This is a genomic window from Paraburkholderia sp. 35.1, assembly GCF_050436525.1.
Lineage (GTDB): Bacteria > Pseudomonadota > Gammaproteobacteria > Burkholderiales > Burkholderiaceae > Paraburkholderia > Paraburkholderia tuberum.
Window position 1 is genome coordinate 2,374,357 of the sequence record NZ_JBNDMJ010000002.1, and the last position, 23,627, is coordinate 2,397,983.

General features: G+C 61.2%; 14 protein-coding genes, 1 tRNA gene and 1 pseudogene. 4 read left to right on the plus strand and 12 right to left on the minus strand.

Annotation, left to right across the window (positions count from 1 at the left end; translation table 11 throughout):
* The first annotated feature begins 116 nt into the window (after positions 1-116).
* Both OKW27_RS16790 and OKW27_RS16795 read left to right on the plus strand, forming a co-directional pair.
* Positions 117-746, plus strand: a complete 630-nt coding sequence (locus OKW27_RS16790) for a carbonic anhydrase (RefSeq protein WP_429334139.1) — start codon at positions 117-119, stop codon at positions 744-746.
* Positions 747-796: 50 nt separating this feature from the next.
* Positions 797-2,345, plus strand: a pseudogene (locus OKW27_RS16795) (SulP family inorganic anion transporter).
* Between the two features lie 434 nt (positions 2,346-2,779).
* Here OKW27_RS16795 and OKW27_RS16800 read toward each other — a convergent pair.
* Together OKW27_RS16800 and OKW27_RS16805 are read right to left on the minus strand one after the other, a co-directional pair.
* Positions 2,780-2,856, minus strand: a tRNA-Asp gene (locus OKW27_RS16800).
* A gap of 322 nt (positions 2,857-3,178) precedes the next feature.
* Positions 3,179-6,574 (minus strand): ATP-binding protein, encoded by a 3,396-nt coding sequence (locus tag OKW27_RS16805; protein WP_429334140.1) that lies wholly within the window; start codon positions 6,572-6,574, stop codon positions 3,179-3,181.
* 116 nt (positions 6,575-6,690) lie between these two features.
* Between OKW27_RS16805 and OKW27_RS16810 the strand changes: the two genes are divergently transcribed.
* Entirely contained in the window at positions 6,691-6,861 is a 171-nt protein-coding gene (locus tag OKW27_RS16810) for a hypothetical protein (protein ID WP_429334141.1), read from the plus strand.
* 189 nt (positions 6,862-7,050) lie between these two features.
* Here OKW27_RS16810 and OKW27_RS16815 read toward each other — a convergent pair whose 3' ends face one another.
* The 6 genes from OKW27_RS16815 to OKW27_RS16840 all read right to left on the minus strand — a co-directional run bounded on the left by OKW27_RS16815 (position 7,051) and on the right by OKW27_RS16840 (position 17,996).
* Positions 7,051-7,992, minus strand: a complete 942-nt coding sequence (locus OKW27_RS16815) for a D-alanine--D-alanine ligase (RefSeq protein WP_429334142.1) — start codon at positions 7,990-7,992, stop codon at positions 7,051-7,053.
* A 580-nt stretch (positions 7,993-8,572) separates the two neighbouring features.
* On the minus strand, positions 8,573-9,640 hold the full coding sequence (locus OKW27_RS16820) for an alpha/beta hydrolase family protein (RefSeq protein ID WP_429334143.1): 1,068 nt from the start codon (positions 9,638-9,640) through the stop codon (positions 8,573-8,575).
* A 248-nt stretch (positions 9,641-9,888) separates the two neighbouring features.
* Positions 9,889-12,993, minus strand: coding sequence for a Mur ligase family protein (locus OKW27_RS16825; RefSeq protein WP_429334144.1), 3,105 nt, complete (start codon positions 12,991-12,993; stop codon positions 9,889-9,891).
* A gap of 295 nt (positions 12,994-13,288) precedes the next feature.
* Positions 13,289-13,492 (minus strand): hypothetical protein, encoded by a 204-nt coding sequence (locus tag OKW27_RS16830; protein WP_143037275.1) that lies wholly within the window; start codon positions 13,490-13,492, stop codon positions 13,289-13,291.
* 137 nt (positions 13,493-13,629) lie between these two features.
* Positions 13,630-14,652 (minus strand): OmpA family protein, encoded by a 1,023-nt coding sequence (locus tag OKW27_RS16835; protein ID WP_090809575.1) that lies wholly within the window; start codon positions 14,650-14,652, stop codon positions 13,630-13,632.
* Between the two features lie 116 nt (positions 14,653-14,768).
* Positions 14,769-17,996 carry an Ig-like domain-containing protein gene (locus OKW27_RS16840; protein ID WP_429334621.1) on the minus strand — a complete coding sequence of 1,076 codons (3,228 nt, stop codon included), beginning with the start codon at positions 17,994-17,996 and terminating at the stop codon, positions 14,769-14,771.
* Between OKW27_RS16840 and OKW27_RS16845 the strand changes: the two genes are divergently transcribed.
* The gene (locus OKW27_RS16845) at positions 17,895-21,059 is read left to right on the plus strand and encodes a hypothetical protein (protein WP_429334145.1); all 3,165 of its coding nucleotides are present in this window, start codon (positions 17,895-17,897) and stop codon (positions 21,057-21,059) included. The genes OKW27_RS16840 and OKW27_RS16845 overlap by 102 nt on opposite strands.
* Positions 21,060-21,416: 357 nt before the next feature.
* Here the strand turns inward: OKW27_RS16845 and OKW27_RS16850 are convergent, their stop codons facing one another.
* The 4 genes from OKW27_RS16850 to OKW27_RS16865 all read right to left on the minus strand — a co-directional run bounded on the left by OKW27_RS16850 (position 21,417) and on the right by OKW27_RS16865 (position 23,513).
* Positions 21,417-21,617 (minus strand): hypothetical protein, encoded by a 201-nt coding sequence (locus tag OKW27_RS16850; RefSeq protein WP_018417429.1) that lies wholly within the window; start codon positions 21,615-21,617, stop codon positions 21,417-21,419.
* 10 nt (positions 21,618-21,627) lie between these two features.
* Positions 21,628-22,017 carry a hypothetical protein gene (locus OKW27_RS16855; RefSeq protein WP_429334146.1) on the minus strand — a complete coding sequence of 130 codons (390 nt, stop codon included), beginning with the start codon at positions 22,015-22,017 and terminating at the stop codon, positions 21,628-21,630.
* Between the two features lie 133 nt (positions 22,018-22,150).
* On the minus strand, positions 22,151-22,354 hold the full coding sequence (locus OKW27_RS16860; RefSeq protein WP_429334147.1) for a hypothetical protein: 204 nt from the start codon (positions 22,352-22,354) through the stop codon (positions 22,151-22,153).
* Positions 22,355-22,490: 136 nt separating this feature from the next.
* On the minus strand, positions 22,491-23,513 hold the full coding sequence (locus tag OKW27_RS16865; protein WP_429334148.1) for an OmpA family protein: 1,023 nt from the start codon (positions 23,511-23,513) through the stop codon (positions 22,491-22,493).
* Positions 23,514-23,627 lie beyond the last annotated feature (114 nt).

Sequence of the window (23,627 nt, forward strand, 5' to 3'; positions counted from 1 at the left end):
ATCGATTGGATCATGCCCTGGTCGATACGCGCGATGAACTCGTTTCATTTTGCATAGCCTGTGTTCAAAGGGTCCACCTTGCGACCAGGCTTTACCTGATCAGGGAGTTAGTGGCCATGCATCGTCCCAAGAGCATGCTTCTCGCCGATATCGTATGGGCGCGAGAAACCGCTGAACGCGCGCCAGATTTCTTCACCACCCTGTCGCTCGGCCAAAATCCCCGTGTGCTCTGGATAGGCTGCTCCGACAGTCGGGTGCCTGCTGAAGCCATCACCCACAGTGCGCCGGCCGAGCTATTTGTCCATCGCAACGTCGCCAACCTTTTTCATCCGAGCGACAATAGTTACGCGAGCGTGCTCGAGTATGCCGTGCGCGCGCTGATGGTCGAGCACGTGATCGTTTGCGGTCAATACGGCTGCGGCGGTGTACGCGCATCTCTCCTACCGCCCTCTTCCGGAATGCCGCACGTCAACCGCCACATCGCACCACTTCGCGCGCTTGCCCACCGGCATTGCGCAGAGCTCGACTGCGAACCGAGCGACCGGGCGGCCGGCCGGCTCTCCGAGTTCAACGTGCTCGAACAGGTGAGGTTGCTGCGTGACACGGCGATCATCCGTGACAGCGTCCCCGCCCCCCTAGTGCACGGCTGGATCTTTTCTCTCACCGATGGCCGCATCGAGGAATTCGACTCTGGCTATTCCGCAGGTAGCACCCACCAGGACACACCACATAAGAACGCAGGCTGATCCACCACAATGAATCGCCCTCCAAATCACACTCCTTTTTTCCGTCCATCATGAATCTACGAGCATCACTCTCAACGCTCCCACTCGACCTGATTGCGGGTGTCGTTGTCTTTCTTGTCACGCTGCCGCTGTGCCTGGGTATTGCCAATGCATCTGGTGTTGAGCCCTTCGCAGGCCTTGTGTCCGGCATCATCTGCGGCCTCGTCGTCGTGGTTCTGTGCGGCTCGCCACTCTTTGTCAGTGGACCGGCGGCGGACCTCGTCGTCATTCGTCGAAGGCATTGCGCGCCTCGGCAGCTTCTTGGCCTTTCTGCTCGCCGTGCTACTGTCCGGCGCCATTCAATTTGGCTTCGGAATGGTGAAGGCAGGCCGAGTGGCCGCACATGTGCCTTCGCCCGTTATCAAGGGTATGCTTTCCGCCATTGGCATATTGCTGATCGTCAAGCAGTTGCCGTTCGCGTTAGGCATTGCAGGTGACCTTGATACGCCCGTCGGCAACATGCCATTCAGCCTCCGCGCACTAACCGCCTTCGCCGTCGCGACGGTGTCACTCGTCCTGCTAGCCAGTTGGGAAACCCGAGCGCTGCGACGCTTGAGGCTTGTGCGCCTAGTCCCTGCGCCGCTCGCCGTTGTGCTGCTCGGCATTGCCGCGACGCTGTTACTTGACATGCTGTCCCCAAGCCTCGCCTCGCCCGCCGAACACCGTGTCGCCCTGCCCGAGCTCGCCTCGATTGCTGCTCTCAGCGCCGCAATCAAGAGCGCTGATCTCGGGCCGAATTTCGCGCAACTACTAAACCCCGACATCTGGCGCGTCGCGTTGACGCTGGCGGTCGTCGGAAGTCTCGAGACGCTGCTGAGCCCGGAAGCCGTCAAACAGATCGATCCGAAGCGCCGCCCGACTCTGCCAGACCGGGAGCTGAAAACGCTAGGCGTGGGCAATCTGATTGCAGGAGCAACAGGCGGCCTGCCGATCACGTCGGTAATCGTGCGCAGCTCGGCGAACGTCAATGCAGGTGCACAGAGCCGCGTGTCCGCCATCGTGCACTTCATACTGCTGCTAGTCAGCGTGTTTGCACTCACCGGCCTGATTAATCAGATCCCCCTGGCAAGTCTTGCCGCGATCCTCATCCATACCGGCATCAAGCTCGCCAAACCGAGTTTGTTCCTGTCCGTTGCGAAACAGGGACCAGGTGCATTCGCACCGTTCATCGCGACGATAATCGGCGTGCTCGCCGTGGATCTCCTGTTCGGCATCGCGCTCGGACTCGCGGTCGTTGTCCTCATGGTCGCGTGTGCGAATTTGCGTGGTCCCGTTATGTTTGCGCAGCAAGACGACCACTACCTGCTGTCTTTCCGCAAGGATGTGTCATTTGTCGGCAAGGTGAAGGTCAAGCACTATCTATGGCAGATTCCTGACCAATCGGCCGTTATCATCGACACGACCCGTGCCGACTACATCGATCACGATGTGCGCGACCTGATCGACGCGTTCATCGTCGATGCACGGGGCCGCGGTATCACGGTCGAGATCAGGCTGCAGCCACATCACGCGAAAGAACGGAATGGACGCTGGCTGTTCCGCAACCAGACCTCGCGATAAGCATTAAATAGTGGAGCAGACACAGGGACGGGTTGTGCCACGATGAGGACCACTCATCTGCCCGACAGGTAGGAATGTTGGGCGGATGTCTGTGCAACGCCGCCATCGCCACAACCGGATTCACCGTCTGCTCCGTCAATCGCCGGCATACGAAATGGCGGCCGTGGCAGCGTGTTGTGTTGCGGGGCGTGGGCTGTTGGGTATCGCAGCCCCGATCGGGGCAAGCGACAGAGGTACGGAATGATGGTCAACTGGGGGATAGTGGAGGCACCTTGACGATCCGATCAGCTATTCCCGTCCGGCACGTTGCAACCTCGCTGCCTGCGTAGCAGATACAACCGAACCGACGATGCCCTACGTCGAAACGTGATGAGTCTCGACGCGTTTGGGCACTTAAGTAGCCCGCGAAAAGGTTGACGACTTTCTTGAGATGTTGGCGGAGTGGACGGGACTCGAACCCGCGACCCCCGGCGTGACAGGCCGGTATTCTAACCAACTGAACTACCACTCCTTTTCGAGGTTAACCTTAGCATGTCTGCCCGCGTTTTTCCAGCAAGAACCTTGCTCAAGAAGCACGAATCCGGATTGCGTCGCTACATGGAAGATGATCCCAACAAATGTCAATATGACCAGTATTACTAATCGTGCCAACGAGTAGCATGACTGCACGAATGTTTGTGCGACGCACACCGTCTTTTATCCTGGCCCCGCGCGATGCAATAAACCGGCGAGAGCGGCCTGCGTGCAGGCTTATGGCGGCTGCGGCATCAGGAATACACGGATGAAGAAGCTGTGCAGCGCGCCGACGATGAAGGCCTTGAACTTCAAGTGGATCAAGTCAGGATAGTGGCACTCAACTGGCTATCGAAAGCATCAATCATGTCCTGCGCCGCCCCGACACCCTCCTTCGATATCGCGACTTCCATTTGAGCGCACTGCTCTGCAAGCGTGCGGTATCCAAACACATTTAGCGCGCCCCGCAACGAATGCAACTCGGCGAGTATCCGGGCCGCGTCGCCGGCATCGTACGCGGCATGGATCGCCGCCAGCGCCTCTTCGCACGATTTCAGGAATGTAGCCCGCACGTGGGCTGGCATTGCACGGCCGCCCAGCATCCCATCGCGTTTCCTTTCCTGTTCCTGTTCCTGTTCCTGTTCCTGTTCCTGTTCCTGTTCCTGTTCCTGTTCCTCCGCCTGCACCGCCACACCCGGCACGCCGGTCACCTCCGACAGCGTTGCCGACAGCTCGTCCAGCTGCAGCGGCTTGGCCACGACCCGCATTACCCCGGCCGCCTCACAACGCGCTCGCTCCTCCTGCGTCACGCTCGCCGTCGCCACCACGATCGGCATTTCTGGCCAGCGTGCCTGTGCCTCTCGCACGAGCCCATAACCGTCCAGCACCGGCATCGCCAGATCGGTCACCAGCACATCGAAGCGCTCCCGTGAGAGACGTTCCAGCGCCTGCAGCCCATCTTCCGCCACCTGCGGCTCACACCCGAGCATCTTCAACTGCTCGCTGAACAGTTCCCGGTTCACCGCGTTGTCTTCCGCCACCAGCACCTTCAGCCGGCGCGACAATACCCGCTGTGTCTCTTTGCCCGCCGCCAGCGGCATGCCCTGCAAGGTATGGCGTAGCGCCGCCGCCAGCCCTTTCAGACCATAGCTTGAGACCTTCACCGCCCGTCCCGTCGCTACGGGATACGCCGGTCCTTCCGCGCTGCAGTCAATCATCCAGGACGACGCTTCCAGCAGACGACGGACGTCGTCCGCATGCCAGGTGTCGTGCTCGCCGCAGACAATCAGGGTATCCGCCTCCTCCAGCGTCTCCAGATCGAGTTGCGCAGGATGACGATACGCCTGTACCTTCAGCCCCCAGGCCTCCAGTGCCGGCACCGCATACGCGTGCCACGTGTCCGCCGCCGCGACGAACAGCACCTGCTCGCCCTCGAAGTGCGGCATATCCAGCCCAGGCTCGCCGTGACAGTCGCCCAGCGGCACCCGCACCGTAAAGAGGCTGCCCTCGCCGGGCACGCTGTGCACTGCGATCGTCCCTCCCATCGCATCCGTCAGCCGCGCGCATAATGCCAGCCCCAGACCGGTGCCACCGAAGCGACGCTTGATCGTCGTATCCGCCTGGCTGAACGCGCGGAACAGCATCGCCTGCTGCTCCGGCGATATCCCGATCCCGCTGTCTTCAACTTCGATCACAAGCTCTGGCTGATCATCACTGCCCGCTTCCGCCGACAGTCTCAATGTCACCTCTCCGTGCCCGGAAAACTTGATGGCGTTCGACAGCAAATTGTTCATCACCTGGCCAAGCCTCGTCGGATCGCCCTGCATCGGTTGAGTGGTCGATGTGCCAAATTCGCCCGACAACCTCACGCCCTTCGCCCGCGCCACCGGCCCGAACATCGTCAGAGCCCGCGAGGCTACCTCCTGCGCGTCGAACACGATCCGCTCGAGCGTCATCTCACCGGCCTCGATCTTCGAGAAATCCAGCACGTCGCTCACGATTGCAAGCAGTCCGTCCGATGAACCCCGGATCGTTTTCAGCCGGTCACGCTGCAGCGCATCGAGTTGCGAGTGCGACAGCAGCTCGAGATTCCCCAGGATCGCGTTGAGCGGTGTGCGGATCTCATGGCTCATCGCCGCCAGGAAAGCGGATTTCGCGGCATTGGCCGAGTCCGCCGCCTGCTTTGCTTCCCGCAGTTGCCGATTGAGGCGCTTTTCCACCGTCACGTCCGTGAACGCCGTCACCAGCACGTCCTCGCCCTGGTAGCGCGCCGGCACGACACTCACCGAGAGATCCATCGTCCCACCCTCGCGTGTCGGCAGCGACCACGCCTCGTGCGCCATGCTGTTTGTACCGGTTACACCGCTTACATCTGCGCGTTGCCGGTGACGGTGAACCAGTTCTGCCGAAAGTGTCCGTGCCGCCGGCAGGACCACCCGCGCCGCGGCCTCGATCATCGTCGGACTGCGCAACAACGGCTTACCGCTCTCCACGGCAATCAGCCCCAGCCCTACCGGTGCCGTCTCGATCAGCGCGCGGCTCAGGTGCTCGCTTTCGAACACGCGTCGAGAGCGCTCAAGAACAGGCAGGAACACGCGCCGGTTGAACAGTAGAATCAGCGACCACACCACGAGGAGGATCACTCCAGTCGTCGCGGCCGACGTTCCAATCTGACCAGTCAGTGCCCGGGCAATCGAGCGCCACGACTGCGCAAACACGAGCGTTGCGCCAGTCTCGCCGATTGGCCAGCCAAACAGCATGTGGCCGTCACGAAAGATCCTGCCTGTCGGCTCGACAATTCCTGCGACACCTAAAGCACGCGCGGTATCCGACGCCTTCGGGTCGACCGGTTGACGCGAAAATGAAGTGATAACCTGTCCATTGCGCGCGAAGAGCATAAGAGAGCCGTCAAGCCCACTCTCCCCTAGAGCGGCAGTGATAATGGTGACCGGTAACTCGTAAACAGCGACGGCGAACGGCTTGCGCTCCTTGTCAAACAGGGTCGCTGCAACTCGAACTGATCGCCTGCCGCTTAACGGACTATCGTAGGGAGGGAGCCACCGAAATGCACGCCCCCCGGTGCGGGGATCGAGCAAGGGCACGTCTCGCGGAACAAGGAGATTGCCGCCAGGTCCCGCGAGTGCAGAAAAAAAAGCAGCACGATCGGCAAGCAAGGTCGCCATCCGGGCATCGCCAGGCGATGGTACCAGGATGAGCAGTGGACGGTCAGGCCTGTACAACCAGAATGTCAACAGGCCTCCGTTTCGTTCGGAAGCTGCCGTCGCCGCCTGACTTATCTGTTTAGCAAGCCGAATGTACCGGGTTGCCAACAAATCAGGAGGCGTTGCAGACGAGGCACCCACCACGAGCACCGGCAGATGATCTGGGGCCTGCTGAAGACGAAGCATCTGGCCATTGCCTGTGAACTGTTCGATAAGGCGTGACTCGGCCTGTTCGCCGGCCCTCCAGGCGACCTCGATGAGCCGTACGCCGTTTTGCATAAGCACGACGTTGCGCGAGTTAAGGTCGGTGAGCCGGTTCACGCCGGACATCAGTTCTTGATGCTCGAGCGCAACATAGGTACGTACAGTGGCCACCGTGTTCAGGACGAACGCAACCAGCACCACCGCCGTTACCACTGCCCCGCCGCCGAACATCAACAAATGCTGATAGCGGCGAAAGCGGTCCAATACATTGCGTTGTGCGTATGGAGTCATAGGTGCCAGCGGAGTTGACGCTTTCGCCGGGTGCCCCCTCGAAGGAAGGTTCACGTGGCAGGTAACAACCTGATTATCCACCGCGCGGCGCAACAGCGAAACGCTTCTTTACACGCGTGCTGACGGCCAGTCCCGAAGCACCGAAGAAAATCGTTACCGACCTGTTACGCATTTACCTGACCGCAAAAGCAGAACTCGCCGCGCTGGCGAGCGTGAAGCACATCAACTGCTGCGCTGTTCGCTTTATCGCCAATAGTTCGCCGCGCAATGCGTGGCGTTTTTCATAGGCGTCGCCCAAGTTCCGTCCGTTAAGCTTTGAATGGTGGCATCGCCTGCCAATCTTCCGCCGCGTGAACGCTAATGTGACAACGCCGTTCTTTGCCCCGGTCGGGACTGCGATTGCCCCACAGCCCTTACCCAGCAGGGCGCCGACGCCGGGACCGGATTGACGAATTCTGCTACACCTCTCGGCGAGGTCAATCCTTCAGCGTGAGCGACAATACCCTCACCACCAGTTCCTGATAGCCGATACCAACCGCGCGAGCAGCCTTCGGCAACAGCGAGTGATCGGTCATTCCTGGTGATGTGTTCACTTCGAGGAAGTACGGCTTGCCCTCGCCATCCATCATGAAGTCGACACGCCCCCAGTCCCAGCAACCGAGCACGTCAAACGCGCGGCGCGCGAGTTGCTTCAGGCGCATCTCTTCCTGGGATGCCAGTCCGCATGGAATCAGGTACTGCGTCGAATCGTGAACGTACTTCGCGTCATAGTCGTAGAACTCGCCCGCTGGCACAATTTGGATGACCGGCAGATCGAGGTCGCCCGCAATGCACGCAGTGTATTCACCGCCGCCTTCGATACTCTTCTCGACCAGCACGATAGCGTCGAACTTTGCTGCTTCCGCGATCGCTGAGGGTAGCGCCTCGGCCGCTTTTACCTTGATCACGGCGACGCTTGAGCCTTCGCTCGCCGCCTTCACAAATAGCGGCAACCCGAGTTGCGCGACGATCTCCTGCGCACGCGCATCGTAATCGTCGCCGCGCATCACGGCCTCGAACGGCGGCGTCGGAATACCCAGTTGCTGCCACACAAGTTTCGCGCGGAACTTGTCCAGCCCGAGCGCCGAACCAAGCACGCCGCTGCCCGTATATCGGATCCCATAGAAATCGAGCGCGCCCTGAATCTGTCCATTTTCGCCGTAGCCGCCGTGCAGCACGTTGAACGCGCGCACAAAGCCCTCGTCCTTTAACGCTGACAACGGCCGCGTGGATGGATCGAAGGGGTGTGCGTCGACGCCTGCATCGCGCAGTCTCTGCAACACGAGACGACCAGAATTGAGCGACACGTCACGCTCGGCGGACACTCCACCAAACAACACTGCCACCTTGCCGAATCGCTTCGGATCGATACTGTCCATCGAGCTCCCTATTTATGCGCAAGGCACCTTTATCTTCTCGTCCGCTCATCGAGACTTTGACCAGCGAGGCCGGTATCTGGGGGTGCCCCTAACGCGCGACGAAAGACATAGCCCCCTGCTCAAACCCACGACCACCGTTTCGCGATCATCCCATCGCAGGCAACTCCGGCACGAGCCCGGTTTCGAAGCGTCATACAGCCAAGTCGGAACGGAAATTGAGGCGGCAACTTTCAACCACAAATCTCACTGTCGAAGCCAGGGACGCAGCGAATAACAAGCAACCAGCCGTGAACAAGTTTAGGAAAAATACCGTCAGGTGTCCATCGACAGTGGATGCTGTTCCGGGGCTAACGTAACGACGGAAACAACTACCCAAACGAAAGCGCGCGGTCTGTCCGATCGGCTGCCGCAGGCTGACGGCGACAACGACACAACGAGCTTTCGGACCACTACGAATCGGCTGCATGGGTCGCTTGACGGCATCAACGTCAGCCCCCACGCCCGGCCCGATTTGCTGACCAATGCTCCTCACCATGACAACGCCAGTCAGTGCTCCCTGGAGGTCGCACCTTTTCGTGGCTTACTTAACCTGCGACAGGTCAAGTTCTGCAAGCGCCATGTGGATTTCCTTCGCTGATTTCCCTTGAGCCAAAAGCGTTGCAGCGCGTTTCGCGTGTCCGGCGAGCAGGTGATGCTGCGGCCCGGGAGCATTGGCGTAGATGTGATGCGGCTTGAGGCCGGCGGCACGCAGACGGCGGACATAATACAGCTGGCTGTAAAAGGGAACCACACGATCCTCCGGATCAGAAATCACATAGATTTCCGGTCGTGGATCCCGGCGAATGCGCCCGATTTCGTCCACAGGATCGTAATAGCTCCGGGCATCATAAAGCAGTCGACCGGGGATTTCCCGCTTGTATTCCCAGTACGCCGCGACCTGTTTGGCGGAAACAAGGGCAGAAGAAACCACCGATGCCGCGACGTCTCCGCGTCTGTTCAGGAGCGCAGCGGCGATCTGGCCTCCTGCGGAATGTCCGGTCAGAATGAATGATGCAATGTTGTAACGCTCCTTGAGCATGTCCAGTGCGCGGTCCATCAGTTCGATCTCGCGATGCGTGCGGCGCATGTTATGGTCGCCAGAGGAGCCATAGATACCCGGCCGGGCAAGATAGAGCGTGGGACGGCCGGAATCAGCGGACCATTTAGCCATATCTTTCCCAATCTCCATGGGCGAAACAGACAGGTAGGATTGTGTAACGTACCTGACTCCCTTCGTCGTTCTCAGCATGACATCCCCGCTGAAATAAACCAGCACAGTGGGGCTTTCGCTGCCGGACAATCCATGCGCGTAGTATCGAATGCAATCTCCCTTGCCGTTGACTTCGACCCACAGGCTATCGGGCACTCGCGCGCAGTGTTCCGGTGAACTGAATGAACCGTTCAGGGCTTGTGCGGCATCGAATGGCTCGCGTCCCACAGGGATATTAAGCTCCCCAGGCCGTGGAGTCTCAAACGGCCCCAGTGTGGGTCGGTCCGCCAGACTGGGTTCGGTAACGCCCAAAACGCCAAAGACAACGAACAGGAAGCGCCGGAGTCTCCAGCGCAGAAGGTGCGATAAACGCCGACAATGTCGGCCAAACCATTTCATAAATAAGGTTCCGTGAGGTTATGCAGAAAAGACAGAAATGATCAACGATGGCCATGCGCGCAGGCAACGAACTCGCCTGCACCAGACGCAGGCGAGCACCTTGGGTAGTACGGCTGATTTGGCATTCGGGTCCCGTGCTGCGCGCAGACTACCCCGCGCGGCTTACCGCCATCGGGGTGAGCGCTGGAAGCTTTCGGGTCGTTCAGGCACGCCTGAAGACCCATTGCTCGCAGGGCCAGAGGTCAATGCTACTTTTGCGCGCCAGCCCTCAGCCACGCTACGACCTCATGGAGACGCGTACTGTTCGAGCCCTTGAGCAGCACTACGTCCTTGTCGACAAGCTCTTCTTGAAGTGCAAGCTTCAATTCGTCACGCGAATTCGTGTAGCGCCCACGGCGTGCAGCCGGCAACCGTTCCCAGAAGTCGGTATAGAGCTTGCCCATGACATAGACGCGATCGATCCCGCAACGCTCGACCACTGCAGCCAGGTCGGTATGAAGCAGCGACGCCTGGGGACCGAGTTCCGCCATCTCGCCCAGCACAGCGACTCGTCTGGCTGCATTCTTCATGTCCCGCAAATGTTCCAGAGCGGCCTGCATCGAGCCGGGATTGGCATTGTAGGCATGGTCGACAATGGTCACGTGCCGTCCGTCGAGCGTCAGCTCAAACTCCTCGCCGCGGCCGGACAGGGCAGCAAAGCGTGCGATCCGTTCGAGCGCAGGTTCGAACGGATAGTTGAGCGCCGACACAGCGGCAAGTACTGCCAGGCTGTTCAACGCCATGTGCAAGCCTGCGGCCCCGATCGGATAGGTGATATCGCGCCCTCTAATACGCGCATCGACCCGCTGCCCCGACGCGTCATGATCCACGAGTTGAAACTCGCTCTCGGCAGTCGTGCCGTAAGTAAAGATTTTCAGATCCCGTTCGATGGCCGCCTGGTAGACGGTATCCCATTCCAGCATGTCACGATTGAGCACCACGACACTTCCCGCAGACATGCCAAGAAAAAGCATGCTTTTGGTCCGGGCAATATCAGTGATTGTGCTGTTTTTCCCGAGGTGAGCAGGCTGGATGTTAGTGAAAATGCCGACGTCCGGGCGGGCAATGGCCGCGCTCTGTCTCATTTTTCCCACGGCAACTTCCAGGACGACATGAGGGGTGTCCCACTTGATTGACGCAAGATTCCAGCTCACACCTTGGGGAAGGTTTGCGTTGAACGCGCTCGCCGCTGTCGGACCGTAAGCATTGAGGGCGTCAGCCAGCATGGCCACGAGTGTGGTCTTGCCAGCGCTTCCGGTCACCGCCAGGACAGTGCCGCTCATCTGGCTGCGTGCATAGGCTCCCATCGCAAGAATTGCCGTGGCCGTATCTGCGACATGCAGGACCGGCAAATCGGCAAGTTGAGCCTGCACATCAGAATGGCTCGAGATAACACCCGCCGGGCGCGGCTGCATCTGTCGAATGACAGGAACAGGGATCCCCCGGCTTACCTCACCGGTTCGGGCAACCACGACGTTTCCAGGCTGCATGGCAGGCGCGTAAATGCAAAGGCCGCTCGCCGTCCACCCCAATGGCGGCTGCTTGAGCCACGTCCCCTGCGTGGCCGCCTCGATCAGGGAGGCGTTCCATTCCCGCGCCAGCGTTGAGGATACTGAATGCCGCTGCGACTCCAGATAGTTCAGATAGGCGACAAAACCCGATAGATAGTGCTCGACATCGTCAATGCGGACCCGGAAGGCATGGTGGCGAATGAAGAAGCTGCCGGTGATCCTGCCCGGATTGGCAAAGTACATGGCAAGTTCCGGCCAGAAATGGCCATCTAACAGGCGCTGCGCCCGCGCATGCAGTGCATGGAAGAACTTATCCAGATCGACCTCGGCAAGCAGGTGCTCCAGGCCGGGCTGCTGCTGCATGCGGCTAATCATCTGCTCGGCAGCCGTCATCAATTCAAGCAGGGTTGGAAACGTCGTCACCCTTTCAGCCACGAAATCAAGATAGGTGGCGAAGTTCTGGATTCCAAATTTGTAATACGCTTCCAGTGGCCTGTGACGGGTCAGTTCGTTCACACAATAGCTGAGCCAGTGGTCATGCGCCTTCCAGTGTTTTGCCTCGATGAAATGGCCGAACGCCTTTTCTACTGCTGCGAGCCACCTCGCATCGCCAGTCAGACCATAGAGGCGCATCAGGCCGAAGGCCGCTTCGCCGTCGTAATAGATGATCCGGAATGCCTGCTTAACCGACAGATCCGGATAGTTCAGCACATGGCTGAATTTGCCGGTGTCCGCATCCTGCATGAAGAGGATGCCTGTTGCGAGCTGTTCTAGCAGAGTCAGATATTCGTCTGAGCCGGTCAGCTGGCTGTATTTGACCAGCGCCAGAAGGCACACGCCGTTGCCACCCAGTTTGACTTCGCCCTGCCGGTCAACCAGAAACGCCGCGCGGGCACTGGACGGTAATTCCGCCGGCATGATGAGTTCATTGACGAGATAATGCAGCGCTGCGTCGATTGCTGTCTTGAGGTCGTTGTCCTGGGTCACTTCCCAGGCTTCGAGCATCGCATAGATCGAACTTGCATGACGCAGGGTGTTGTAAGTGCCGATTTCGCGATCGAAACAGGGATGCCAGCCATAGTGGAAGCGCCCGCCAGGCTGTACCTGGCCGGCCAGATAACGGCTGCCGGATGCGACGAGCGCCCTGACGTCTGCCGGCCGGAGATGTTCGATGATGCGGCGGCCCGCGTTCAGACCCGTCCCGTGCAGAAGGTGTACCTCCGGCGCTTGCAGGCTTGCGAACGCCCCGCGGGTCGAGAACACATTAACGTTTTGCTGATCCTCGAAATTCACGCTGGCAAGCTGGTGCCGAATGGCGGCATACCGTTCGAAGTTTTTTGTGTTCACAACCGCATGCGTCTGTGCCGGGCCGCCATACAGCATGGCATTGCCATTCAGTTCGGTCTCCAGAAAGGCATGCCTGAAATTACTGTCCAGCGACAGGCCGCAACGAAAATAACTGCGCCGGGTCTGTTCGAGGCGGCCCCGCAGTGCCTCCCAGGTCATGCCTTCAACGCTGGTAACCCAGTCCACCCGAAGCCACTGGACGACCAGTCCAGCCGCGCCGGCAGCCTGCGTCACGTGCTCCATGCCTGCGTCCCAGGCCTCGGCAAATGTCGCCGCCGTTGCGGTCACGACGTCGGCCCGCCGCTGCCCGTCGCTCCATGAAAAGAACAGGACAAAGGGCGGCCAGGACGCCGCAAGGGGATTGACCTGCGGTTCAACGACGGAGCGCAATCGCGTGAACAATGCGGCGAAGCCTGTGGGGTCGGGATGCGCGTGCTCAGACGGGGTAGATGTCATGTGGTTTTACCCTTGGGTAGAGGCAGCCAGCACGCCTGCGGCCAGATACCTGGCGACGATGTCTCGTCTGGCCGCAGCCATTAAAATCTTACCGAACACGATTTCGCCCTTCAGTATATACATTTGTTGTTCGAGATTTTTGCAGGGGCACGATCCGCGTGGATCGCAAGACTCATGCTCTGCACTCCGGCAAATTCTCCAGCCGCCAGGATCTGCATTTCAGCATCGCGAACCCTGAATCAACTGCAACTAATCCGTTGCAGCCCGAAGATCTGACTGCACCTGACAGTGCCCTTCATTTTGAATGATTCGTGTCTATCGGCGTTGTTCCGGTAGCCGCGAGCGCTCGCTGCCACTGTTCGATTAACTCACGTTTGCTCGATCGGGACGCAAACACGAACTCATTGAGCTTCCCGTTAAAAAATACCTGATCCCTGTCGCGCAACTCTGCATAGGCGAGCAGCACATTGATTGCAGGAATCTCTGTTTGTCTGGTCATCGCGACACTCCCGTTCTCGGAAGGCCCTCACCGTTTGCCCGGGCATGCGGTGAAGGCCGGTAGGTACGCGACCTTCCCGATTCAGGAAGATCGCGCCTCAGGACTCAACATCAGGGCTCAGCATCCCCCCCATGCCTTTATCGGGCCGGGCCCGACAGACTCAGTTGCACCACCACCCGGCGGTTGGGCTCATTGCAGGCAATCTTCTGCTGCATCGTGCCACTGCAGTCGGCGACCACCGGATCGGAATTGCCCGCGCTTTCCGCGGTGATCTTCTGCGCCGGAATACCCTGCTCGATCAGCATCCGGCGAACCGTCATCGCACGCTGCTCGCCAAGCTTCTGCGCCGCCGCCGCCGAGCCGATCAGGTCCGCGTGGCCGATCACCGTCACGGCTTGCAGCGAGGTGTTTTCCGCGCGAATCTGCTCAGCCAGATGTGCAATTGCCGCATGGCCTGTGACAGTCATGTCGCGATTGCCAGACTTGCCGAAGGCGAACAGCGTGTCGCCCTTGAGCGTGTATTCTTTCGCCGCGACAGGCTGCGCCACCGGAGCTGCCGTCACGGGGATCGACGCAGGGTCACACGCCTCCACTGCCGATGCGCGCGAAAGAACGTGCATCTGGGCGCGCATGCCTTGCAACTGGGCTTCGGCTTCGTTGCGCGGCACCATGATCGGTGCGTCATTGCTGCCAGCCGGCCCGACCTTCACGAAGTAGGTCATGCCGCCCTTCAGTTCTGCGCCGGATCGCCCGGTGGTCTTGCCTTTGTACAGCGGTGCGTCCTGAATGTAGGCGCCCAGCATGTGCTGGCCCGGCTTGACGCAGAAAATGCTATAGCCATTGGGCAGCAATGCGGTCTGCAGCTCGCCATCAACGTAGACGTCGGCAGCGGCCGAACGGCCCGCACCCGCGGATGCATCACGGTAGTAGACGATCTGCGCCTGCTGGGGGCCGACCTGTCCGACCGGCGCGTAGCTCTGGCCGAATACCTTGCCGGGCTGCGTACCGGCACGGGCCGTCGGCGCGGTGCCGGGTGCGGCTGCCTGGGTGACCGGCGGTTGCGGGTTAGAGAAAGTCTGTTGTGCGATGGCGGGCAAGGTACCCGCCGTCACGAGCAATGCGCCTGCGAGCGCACGCATCAGGGTTTGATTGAAAGTCATGATCAGTTCGTCAAAAACGGTCCCCCGGGCAACGCGATGCTGCTCAGGGAGCCTGATTAAATGGGTGGTGATTCCGGGTCCGCGACGCAGGTCATGCGTCGCGGACCATCCGGAGGTCAGTGGTTGTTCAGCACCGTCTCGACACCGTGCTGCACCAGCAGTTCGGCGTTCAGACCCGAATGGTAGAAGACGTCATACTCGATGCCACCCACAGTCGTGTTGCCAGACTGTTGCGTCCAGTCGCCGATGTCCTCCCCGTCCGGCAACAGATCAGACAGCTCGACCTTGTCACCCGCATCGCCCTTGACCATCACTTGCGTGCGGCCATCAGCAATGAACAGGTCCTTGCCGCCCTGCTCGAGCACATCGCCCAGCGACAGCTTGAGCGTGTTGTTACCCGTGCCGGTAATGTCGAACACTTCGATCGACGACACCACAAAGCTAACCTTGCCCAAGTCCAAGGTCTGGCCAGCGCCTGCCAGCTTCAGCGTGTCTAGACCGCCGTTGCCAAAGATGAACCCGGCGTCCATCACTTCATTAACGTCGTCCACCGTAAAGACGGTATTTGCATCGGTGCCGACGTAGGTGTCGAAGGGCTCGCGACCCGAGAGGAGGGTTCCCGGATTCACGACATGTAGCTGTTCCGTCTCGATAGAGGTACCGCTTTCCCCAACGATATAGTTAGAGCTATTGCCAGCAGCATCCATAACCGCAACCCCATATGCAGCACCTGACTCAATCGCTGCTATAGCACCGGACGTCATCTCCACGCTGGCCGATCCGCGAGCTATATCCGAACTAGTCACGTAGATGTGGAATCGCACGTCACCCACTGCAACCAGTAGGGTATCGCCCGCCATGGCACTCGGAGAAAGCGTCACGGTGAGGCGGCCAATCTCACCCACCATGTCATACGAGACCCCGAGTATCGACGACGGGGCAATCGTATCCAGCGTTACATTTTGTGACGCCACCTTGCCAATATTGCCAGCCGTATCGACCACGCGCGTCTGGATCGTCCAGGACGCGTTGTGCGCCGTATTGTCCTGGAATACCCAACTTCCCTTGTTGTCGACCATCGCATCCTGCCAGGTCTTGCCGCCATCCACTGACACCTGAACCCTCTCGTTGGCCGCGAGTTCTGTCGTCAGCTCGCCCATAATCAAACGGCCTGCTGAGCCATCATTGGTCAGGAAGTCGCCGCTGTCCATTCCGCTGTCCTTGCCCATGTATGTGATGGACGCCTCAGCAGTCGGCGCTACCGTATCCACGATCACCACGTGCGGATCCGACGGCTTGCTTTCGTTGCCCGCGGGATCACGCTCCACCACCGTGAATTCGTGCTCGCCTTCGCCCAGCGGCGTATCAGGCGTGAAGCTCCAGTTTCCGTCCTCGTCGACCTCCGTCTCGCCAATCGGCGTGCCGTTGTCGATCACGATGATCGTGTCACCCGGTTCGCCCTTGCCCACCAGCGTCGGCGTCGTGTCGTCCGTGCTCTCCCCATTGTCCACCGGACCCTGCGGACCCACGTCGTCAATGACTTCGTCAATTTCTGGCTTGTCCGGTCCCATCGTGTAAATCCTCACATGGGTAGTCGGACTCGGCGATGAGACGTGGCCCGCTGCGTCCGTCACCGTATAGGAGATGTCGAACGCCGTGTCCTGCCCGATCAGATCGTCTGCCGGGATCTTCACCTTGATCCCGGTGAGTACGTCGACCGCCCCCACCACGTGCTCGTAGCTCTTGCCGTTCCAGTCAATCGTGATCACGTCACCCGCGACCATGCCCGTATAGGCAGGGATCAACACCCACGTGCCATCGCTGGCCTCTGTCGCGTCGATTACACCGTCTGCCATCTCCGGTACTTCAGGTGCCTTCAGTACCAGTGCTGGCACTGTCGTATCGATGATCACCACGTGCGGCTCCGACGGCCTGCTTTCGTTGCCCGCGGGATCACGCTCCACCACCGTGAACTCATGCTCGCCCTCTTCCAGCGGCGTCTCAGGCGTGAAGCTCCAGTTGCCCTCCTCGTCGACCGTCGTCTCGCCAATCGGCGTGCCGTTGTCGATCACGATGATCGTGTTGCCCGGCTCACACCTGCCCCAGATGCCCTCCAGCGTCGGCGTCGTGTCGTCCGTGCTCGCACCATTGCCCACCGGACCCTGGGTCGGACCCACGTCGTCAATGACCTCGTCAATCGACGGCTTGCCCGGCGGCGTCGTATCCACGATCACCGTCCACGGATCCGACGGCCCACTTTCGTTGCCCGCAGGATCGCGCTCCACCACCGTGAACTGATGCTCGCCCTCTTCCAGCGGCGTCTCAGGCGTGAAGCTCCAGTTGCCCTCCTCGTCGACCGTCGTCTCGCCGATCGGCGTGCCGTTGTCGATCACGATGATCGTGTCGCCCGGTTCACCCTCGCCCACCAGCGTCGGCGTCGTGTCGTCCGTGCTCTCACCATTGCCCACCGGACCCTGGATCGGACCTTCGTCGTCAATGACCTCGTCAATCGACGGCTTGCCCGGCGGCGTCGTATCCACGATCACCGTCCACGGATCCGACGGCCCACTTTCGTTGCCCGCAGGATCGCGCTCCACCACCGTGAACTGATGCTCGCCCTCTTCCAGCGGCGTCTCAGGCGTGAAGCTCCAGTTGCCCTCCTCGTCGACCGTCGTCTCGCCGATCGGCGTGCCGTTGTCGATCACGATGATCGTGTTGCCCGGCTCACACCTGCCCCAGATGCCCTCCAGCGTCGGCGTCGTGTCGTCCGTGCTCTCACCATTGCCCACCGGACCCTGGATCGGACCTTCGTCGTCAATGACCTCGTCAATCGACGGCTTGCCCGGCGGCGTCGTATCCACGATCACCGTCCACGGGTCCGACGGCCCACTTTCGTTGCCCGCAGGATCGCGCTCCACCACCGTGAACTGATGCTCGCCCTCTTCCAGCGGCGTCTCAGGCGTGAAGCTCCAGTTGCCCTCCTCGTCGACCGTCGTCTCGCCAATCGGCGTGCCGTTGTCGATCACGATGATCGTGTCGCCCGGTTCACCCTCGCCCACCAGCGTCGGCGTCGTGTCGTCCGTGCTCTCACCATTGCCCACCGGACCCTGAACCGGACCTTCGTCGTCAATGACTTCGACAATCGACGGCTTGCCCGGCGGCGTCGTATCCACGATCACCGTCCGCGGGTCCGACGGCCCACTTTCGTTGCCCGCAGGATCGCGCTCCACCACCGTGAACTCATGCTCGCCCTCTTCCAGCGGCGTCTCAGGCGTGAAGCTCCAGTTGCCCTCCTCGTCGACCTTCGTCTCGCCAATCGGCGTGCCGTTGTCGATCACGACGATCGTGTCGCCCGGTTCACCCTTGCCCACCAGTGTCGGCGTCGTGTCGTCCGTGCTCTCGCCATTGCCCACCGGTCCCTGGATCGGACCTTCGTCGTCAATCACTTCGCCAATGACTGGCTGGTCCGGCGCATCAACATCCGCATCCGCATCCGCATCCGCATCCGCGTCAGCATCGGCATCGGCATCAGCATCCGCATCCGCATCCGCATCCGCATCCGCATCCGCATCCGCATCAGCATCAGCGTCCGCATCGGCATCCGCATCAGCGTCCGCATCGGCATCGGCATCGGCATCGGCATCGGCATCGGCATCAGCGTCGGCATCAGCATCAGCATCAGCATCAGCATCGGCATCCGCGTCCGCATCGGCATCCGCGTCCGCGTCCGCGTCCGCGTCAGCATCGGCATCCGCATCGGCATCGGCATCGGCATCGGCATCGGCATCGGCATCGGCATCGGCATCGGCATCGGCGTCGGCGTCAGCATCCGCATCGGCATCCGCGTCAGCATCGGCATTCGCATCGGCGTCCGCATCGGCATCCGCGTCCGCGTCGGAGTCAGCATCCGCGTCCGCGTCGGCATCTGCATCAGCGTCAGCATCCGCATCGGCATCAGCATCCGCATCGGCATCCGCATCAGCATCAGCATCAGCATCAGCATCAGCATCAGCATCAGCATCAGCATCAGCGTCCGCATCAGCATCAGCATCCGCGTCCGCGTCCGCGTCGGCATCCGCGTCGGCGTCGGCGTCGGCGTCGGCGTCAGCATCCGCGTCAGCATCCGCGTCCGCATCGGCATCCGCATCCGCATCCGCATCGGCATCGGCATCCGCATCCGCATCCGCATCCGCATCCGCATCCGCATCCGCATCCGCATCCGCATCCGCATCCGCATCCGCATCGGCATCAGCATCAGCGTCCGCATCGGCATCGGCATCGGCATCGGCATCGGCATCAGCATCGGCATCCGCATCCGCATCCGCGTCAGCATCGGCATCGGCATCGGCATCGGCGTCAGCATCCGCGTCGGCGTCAGCATCAGCATCCGCATCGGCATCCGCGTCCGCGTCCGCGTCAGCATCCGCGTCCGCGTCAGCATCGGCATCCGCATCGGCATCGGCATCCGCATCCGCATCCGCGTCAGCATCGGCATCCGCGTCAGCATCGGCATCCGCGTCGGAGTCAGCATCCGCATCCGCATCCGCATCCGCGTCCGCGTCCGCGTCGGCATCTGCATCAGCGTCAGCATCCGCATCCGCATCCGCATCCGCATCCGCATCGGCATCGGCATCGGCATCGGCATCGGCATCGGCATCCGCGTCGGCGTCAGCATCAGCATCAGCATCAGCATCCGCATCCGCATCCGCATCCGCATCGGCATCCGCATCGGCATCCGCGTCAGCATCCGCATCCGCATCCGCGTCAGCATCCGCGTCCGCGTCAGCATCCGCGTCCGCGTCAGCATCGGCGTCAGCATCGGCGTCAGCATCGGCATCCGCATCGGCATCGGCATCGGCATCGGCATCGGCATCGGCATCGGCATCGGCATCGGCATCGGCATCGGCATCGGCATCGGCATCGGCATCGGCATCGGCATCGGCGTCCGCATCCGCATCCGCATCCGCATCCGCATCCGCATCGGCGTCCGCATCGGCATCAGCATCCGCATCGGCATCGGCATCCGCATCGGCGTCCGCATCCGCATCGGCATCCGCATCGGCGTCCGCATCGGCATCCGCGTCAGCATCCGCATCCGCATCCGCATCCGCGTCGGCATCCGCGTCGGCATCCGCGTCGGCGTCAGCATCCGCGTCTGCATCGGCATCGGCATCGGCGTCCGCATCCGCATCCGCGTCGGCGTCAGCATCGGCATCGGCATCGGCGTCCGCATCGGCATCGGCATCGGCATCCGCGTCAGCATCGGCATCCGCATCCGCATCCGCGTCAGCATCCGCATCGGCGTCCGCATCGGCATCAGCGTCCGCATCCGCGTCGGCGTCAGCATCCGCATCCGCATCGGCGTCCGCATCGGCGTCCGCATCCGCATCGGCGTCAGCATCCGCATCGGCGTCAGCATCAGCATCCGCATCCGCATCCGCATCCGCATCCGCATCCGCATCCGCATCCGCATCCGCATCGGCGTCCGCATCCGCATCCGCATCCGCATCCGCATCCGCATCCGCATCCGCATCGGCGTCCGCATCCGCATCCGCATCCGCATCCGCATCAGCATCCGCATCCGCATCCGCATCGGCGTCCGCATCCGCATCGGCGTCAGCATCGGCGTCAGCATCCGCATCGGCATCGGAATCTGCATCAGCATCAGCATCGGCATCAGCATCCGCATCGGCATCCGCATCCGCGTCGGCGTCAGCGTCGGCATCAGCATCCGCATCCGCATCCGCATCCGCATCCGCATCAGCATCCGCATCCGCATCCGCATCCGCATCAGCATCCGCATCCGCATCCGCGTCCGCATCGGAATCAGCGTCCGCATCCGTATCGTCGTCAACTGCACCCGGCGGCGTCTGTTCATCCACTACAGCAGGAGCGCTGCCGCCATTACCACCACCGCTCGCGGCGGCAATCCCCGCACCCAGCGCGGCAAGCGCACCCAGGCCCAGGAGGCCGAAGCCCACCAGACCGACACCCGGCGCGGCGACGAGATTCGCGCCGAAACCGTTCAGTTGCGCCGCACCCAGAACCAGAGGCGAGTCCGCGCCATCCACAAGAAAAGCGGCCTCATGATCATCCTCGCCGTCCGCAGCGATATATTCGTGATACGACCCGTCTTCACCCAGGCCGACCAGCTCGCCTTCATTGCCGTAGAAGTCCTCAATGATCAGTTGCGGCTGGTCCAGCTCCGCCCCTTCCAGGCTGACCAGAAGATTCTTGCCGGAGCGTCGCACGGTAATGTTTTCGGGGCCGTGGCCGGTCTTGCTCTCGGCCAGAATGAATTTGCCACCTTTGATGGCGCTTACACGAACGGGAGCGCCCTGCGCGGACCCACGCAATTCAACAGTCTGCTTGATGGTGCTGCCGTCGACGACGGCCAGCTTCACTGAACTGGTACTCATGGTAGTAGTAGTGCCTCTTTGAGTGCCTATGCTGGTCCACCTGGCCAGCGTATAGATAGAAAATGGCGACATGGCAGTCGCAGGAGTGCTGCTCTACCTCCATTCTTGATGGGTGAGCAATAAAACGAAATATGACGAGTTCGAATTTCGACGAGACAGGAACGAGACATTTCCCGGCACGGGAATCGCGAGCAGCGGTGCCTATGCACGATTGCGTAAGGGCTAAACAGGCAGTAGTCCGATGTTTCTCGCCTCTGTGCGCCAGACGCAAAAAGGGCCGCCATCCAGAAAGGAAGGCAGCCCATCGCGAAGCCCTGTATCCGGTGCGGCTCTGATCCGCAACACCTAACCGCCGGAGCGCCCGGTCTCCAGCCAGTCAACCAGCGAACCCGCGGATGCGTGCTCCCGCAGTACCGCCGCGTAGCCATCGAAACGGTTCGTCACTTCGCTCACGCTGTTGCCGTAGTGATCGTTCTCCGCAAGGAGCACATCGAGCAGGGTTCGTTTGCCCAGGTGGTACCACTGTTCGAAGAAGGCCTTGCGCACCTGATCGGTTTCAGCGGAGAGGCGTTTGTACTGCTCCGCGCGGTCGAGCCCTGATCCGCAGTGCGTGGCTCATGATGACGCCCGCCGGGCACGGCTGCATTTGCCGAATGACAGGAATAGAGATCCCCCGGCCTGCATGGCAGGCGCGTAAATGCAAAGGCCGCTTGCTGTCCACCCCGATGGCGGCGTGAGCCACGTCCCCTGCGTAGCCGCCCCGATCAGGGAGGCGTTCCACCCCCGCGCCAGCGTGGAGAATATTGAATGCCGCTGCGATTCCAGATGGTTCAGATAGGGCGACGAAACCCGATAAATAGTGCTCGACGTCGTCAATGCGGACCCGGAAGGCATGGTGGCGGATGAAGAAGCTGCCAATGATCCTGCCCGGATTGGCAAAGTACATGGCGAGTTCCGGCCAGAAATGTCATTTAACAGGCGCTGTGCTCGCGCACGCAGTGCATGGAAGAATTTAGCCCTGAATCAACCGCAACTAATCCGTTGCAGCCTGGAGATCTGACTGCACCTGACAGTGCCCTTCATTTTGAATGATTCGTGTCTATCGGCGTTGTTCCGGTAGCCGCGAGCGCTCGCTGCCACTGCCTGATGAACTCACGTTTGCTCGATCGGGACGCAAACACGAACTCATTGAGCTTCCCGTTAAAAAATACCTGATCCCTGTCGTGCAACTCTGCATAGGCGAGCAGCACATTGATTGCAGGAATCTCTGTTTGTCTGGTCATCGCGACACTCCCGTTCCCGGAAGGCCCTCACCGTTTGCCCGGGCATGCGGTGAAGGCCGGTAGGTGCGCGACCTTCCCGATTCAGGAAGATCGCGCCTCAGGGCTCAGCATCAGGGCTCAGCCTCCCCCCATGCCTTTATCGGGCCGGGCCCGACAGACTCAGTTGCACCACCACCCGGCGGTTGGGCTCATTGCAGGCAATCTTCTGCTGCATCGTGCCACTGCAGTCGGCGACCACCGGATCGGAATTGCCCGCGCTTTCCGCGGTGATCTTCTGCGCCGGAATACCCTGCTCGATCAGCATCCGGCGAACCGTCATCGCACGCTGCTCGCCAAGCTTCTGCGCCGCCGCCGCCGAGCCGATCAGGTCCGCGTGGCCGATCACCGTCACGGCTTGCAGCGAGGTGTTTTCCGCGCGAATCTGCTCAGCCAGATGTGCAATTGCCGCATGGCCTGTGACAGTCATGTCGCGATTGCCAGACTTGCCGAAGGCGAACAGCATGTCGCCCTTGAGCGTGTATTCTTTCGCCGCGACAGGCTGCGCCACCGGAGCTGCCGTCACGGGGATCGACGCAGGGTCACACGCCTCCACTGCCGATGCGCGCGAAAGAACGTGCATCTGGGCGCGCATGCCTTGCAACTGGGCTTCGGCTTCGTTGCGCGGCACCATGATCGGTGCGTCATTGCTGCCAGCCGGCCCGACCTTCACGAAGTAGGTCATGCCGCCCTTCAGTTCTGCGCCGGATCGCCCGGTGGTCTTGCCTTTGTACAGCGGTGCGTCCTGAATGTAGGCGCCCAGCATGTGCTGGCCCGGCTTGACGCAGAAAATGCTATAGCCATTGGGCAGCAATGCGGTCTGCAGCTCGCCATCAACGTAGACGTCGGCAGCGGCCGAACGGCCCGCACCCGCGGATGCATCACGGTAGTAGACGATCTGCGCCTGCTGGGGGCCGACCTGTCCGACCGGCGCGTAGCTCTGGCCGAATACCTTGCCGGGCTGCGTACCGGCACGGGCCGTCGGCGCGGTGCCGGGTGCGGCTGCCTGGGTGACCGGCGGTTGCGGGTTAGAGAAAGTCTGTTGTGCGATGGCGGGCAAGGTACCCGCCGTCACGAGCAATGCGCCTGCGAGCGCACGCATCAGGGTTTGATTGAAAGTCATGATCAGTTCGTCAAAAACGGTCCCCCGGGCAACGCGATGCTGCTCAGGGAGCCTGATTAAATGGGTGGTGATTCCGGGTCCGCGACGCAGGTCATGCGTCGCGGACCATCCGGA

Excerpts from the sequence above, each read along its gene's own strand:
- OKW27_RS16790 (WP_429334139.1), top strand. The coding sequence starts at position 117 with ATGCATCGTCCCAAGAGCATGCTTCTCGCCGATATCGTATGGGCGCGA.
- OKW27_RS16805 (WP_429334140.1), bottom strand. The coding sequence starts at position 6,574 with ATGACTCCATACGCACAACGCAATGTATTGGACCGCTTTCGCCGCTAT.
- OKW27_RS16815 (WP_429334142.1), bottom strand. The coding sequence starts at position 7,992 with ATGGACAGTATCGATCCGAAGCGATTCGGCAAGGTGGCAGTGTTGTTT.
- OKW27_RS16820 (WP_429334143.1), bottom strand. The coding sequence starts at position 9,640 with ATGAAATGGTTTGGCCGACATTGTCGGCGTTTATCGCACCTTCTGCGC.
- OKW27_RS16825 (WP_429334144.1), bottom strand. The coding sequence starts at position 12,993 with ATGACATCTACCCCGTCTGAGCACGCGCATCCCGACCCCACAGGCTTC.
- OKW27_RS16830 (WP_143037275.1), bottom strand. The coding sequence starts at position 13,492 with ATGACCAGACAAACAGAGATTCCTGCAATCAATGTGCTGCTCGCCTAT.
- OKW27_RS16835 (WP_090809575.1), bottom strand. The coding sequence starts at position 14,652 with ATGACTTTCAATCAAACCCTGATGCGTGCGCTCGCAGGCGCATTGCTC.
- OKW27_RS16845 (WP_429334145.1), top strand. The coding sequence starts at position 17,895 with ATGCTCGCCCTCTTCCAGCGGCGTCTCAGGCGTGAAGCTCCAGTTGCC.
- OKW27_RS16855 (WP_429334146.1), bottom strand. The coding sequence starts at position 22,017 with ATGTACTTTGCCAATCCGGGCAGGATCATTGGCAGCTTCTTCATCCGC.
- OKW27_RS16860 (WP_429334147.1), bottom strand. The coding sequence starts at position 22,354 with ATGACCAGACAAACAGAGATTCCTGCAATCAATGTGCTGCTCGCCTAT.
- OKW27_RS16865 (WP_429334148.1), bottom strand. The coding sequence starts at position 23,513 with ATGACTTTCAATCAAACCCTGATGCGTGCGCTCGCAGGCGCATTGCTC.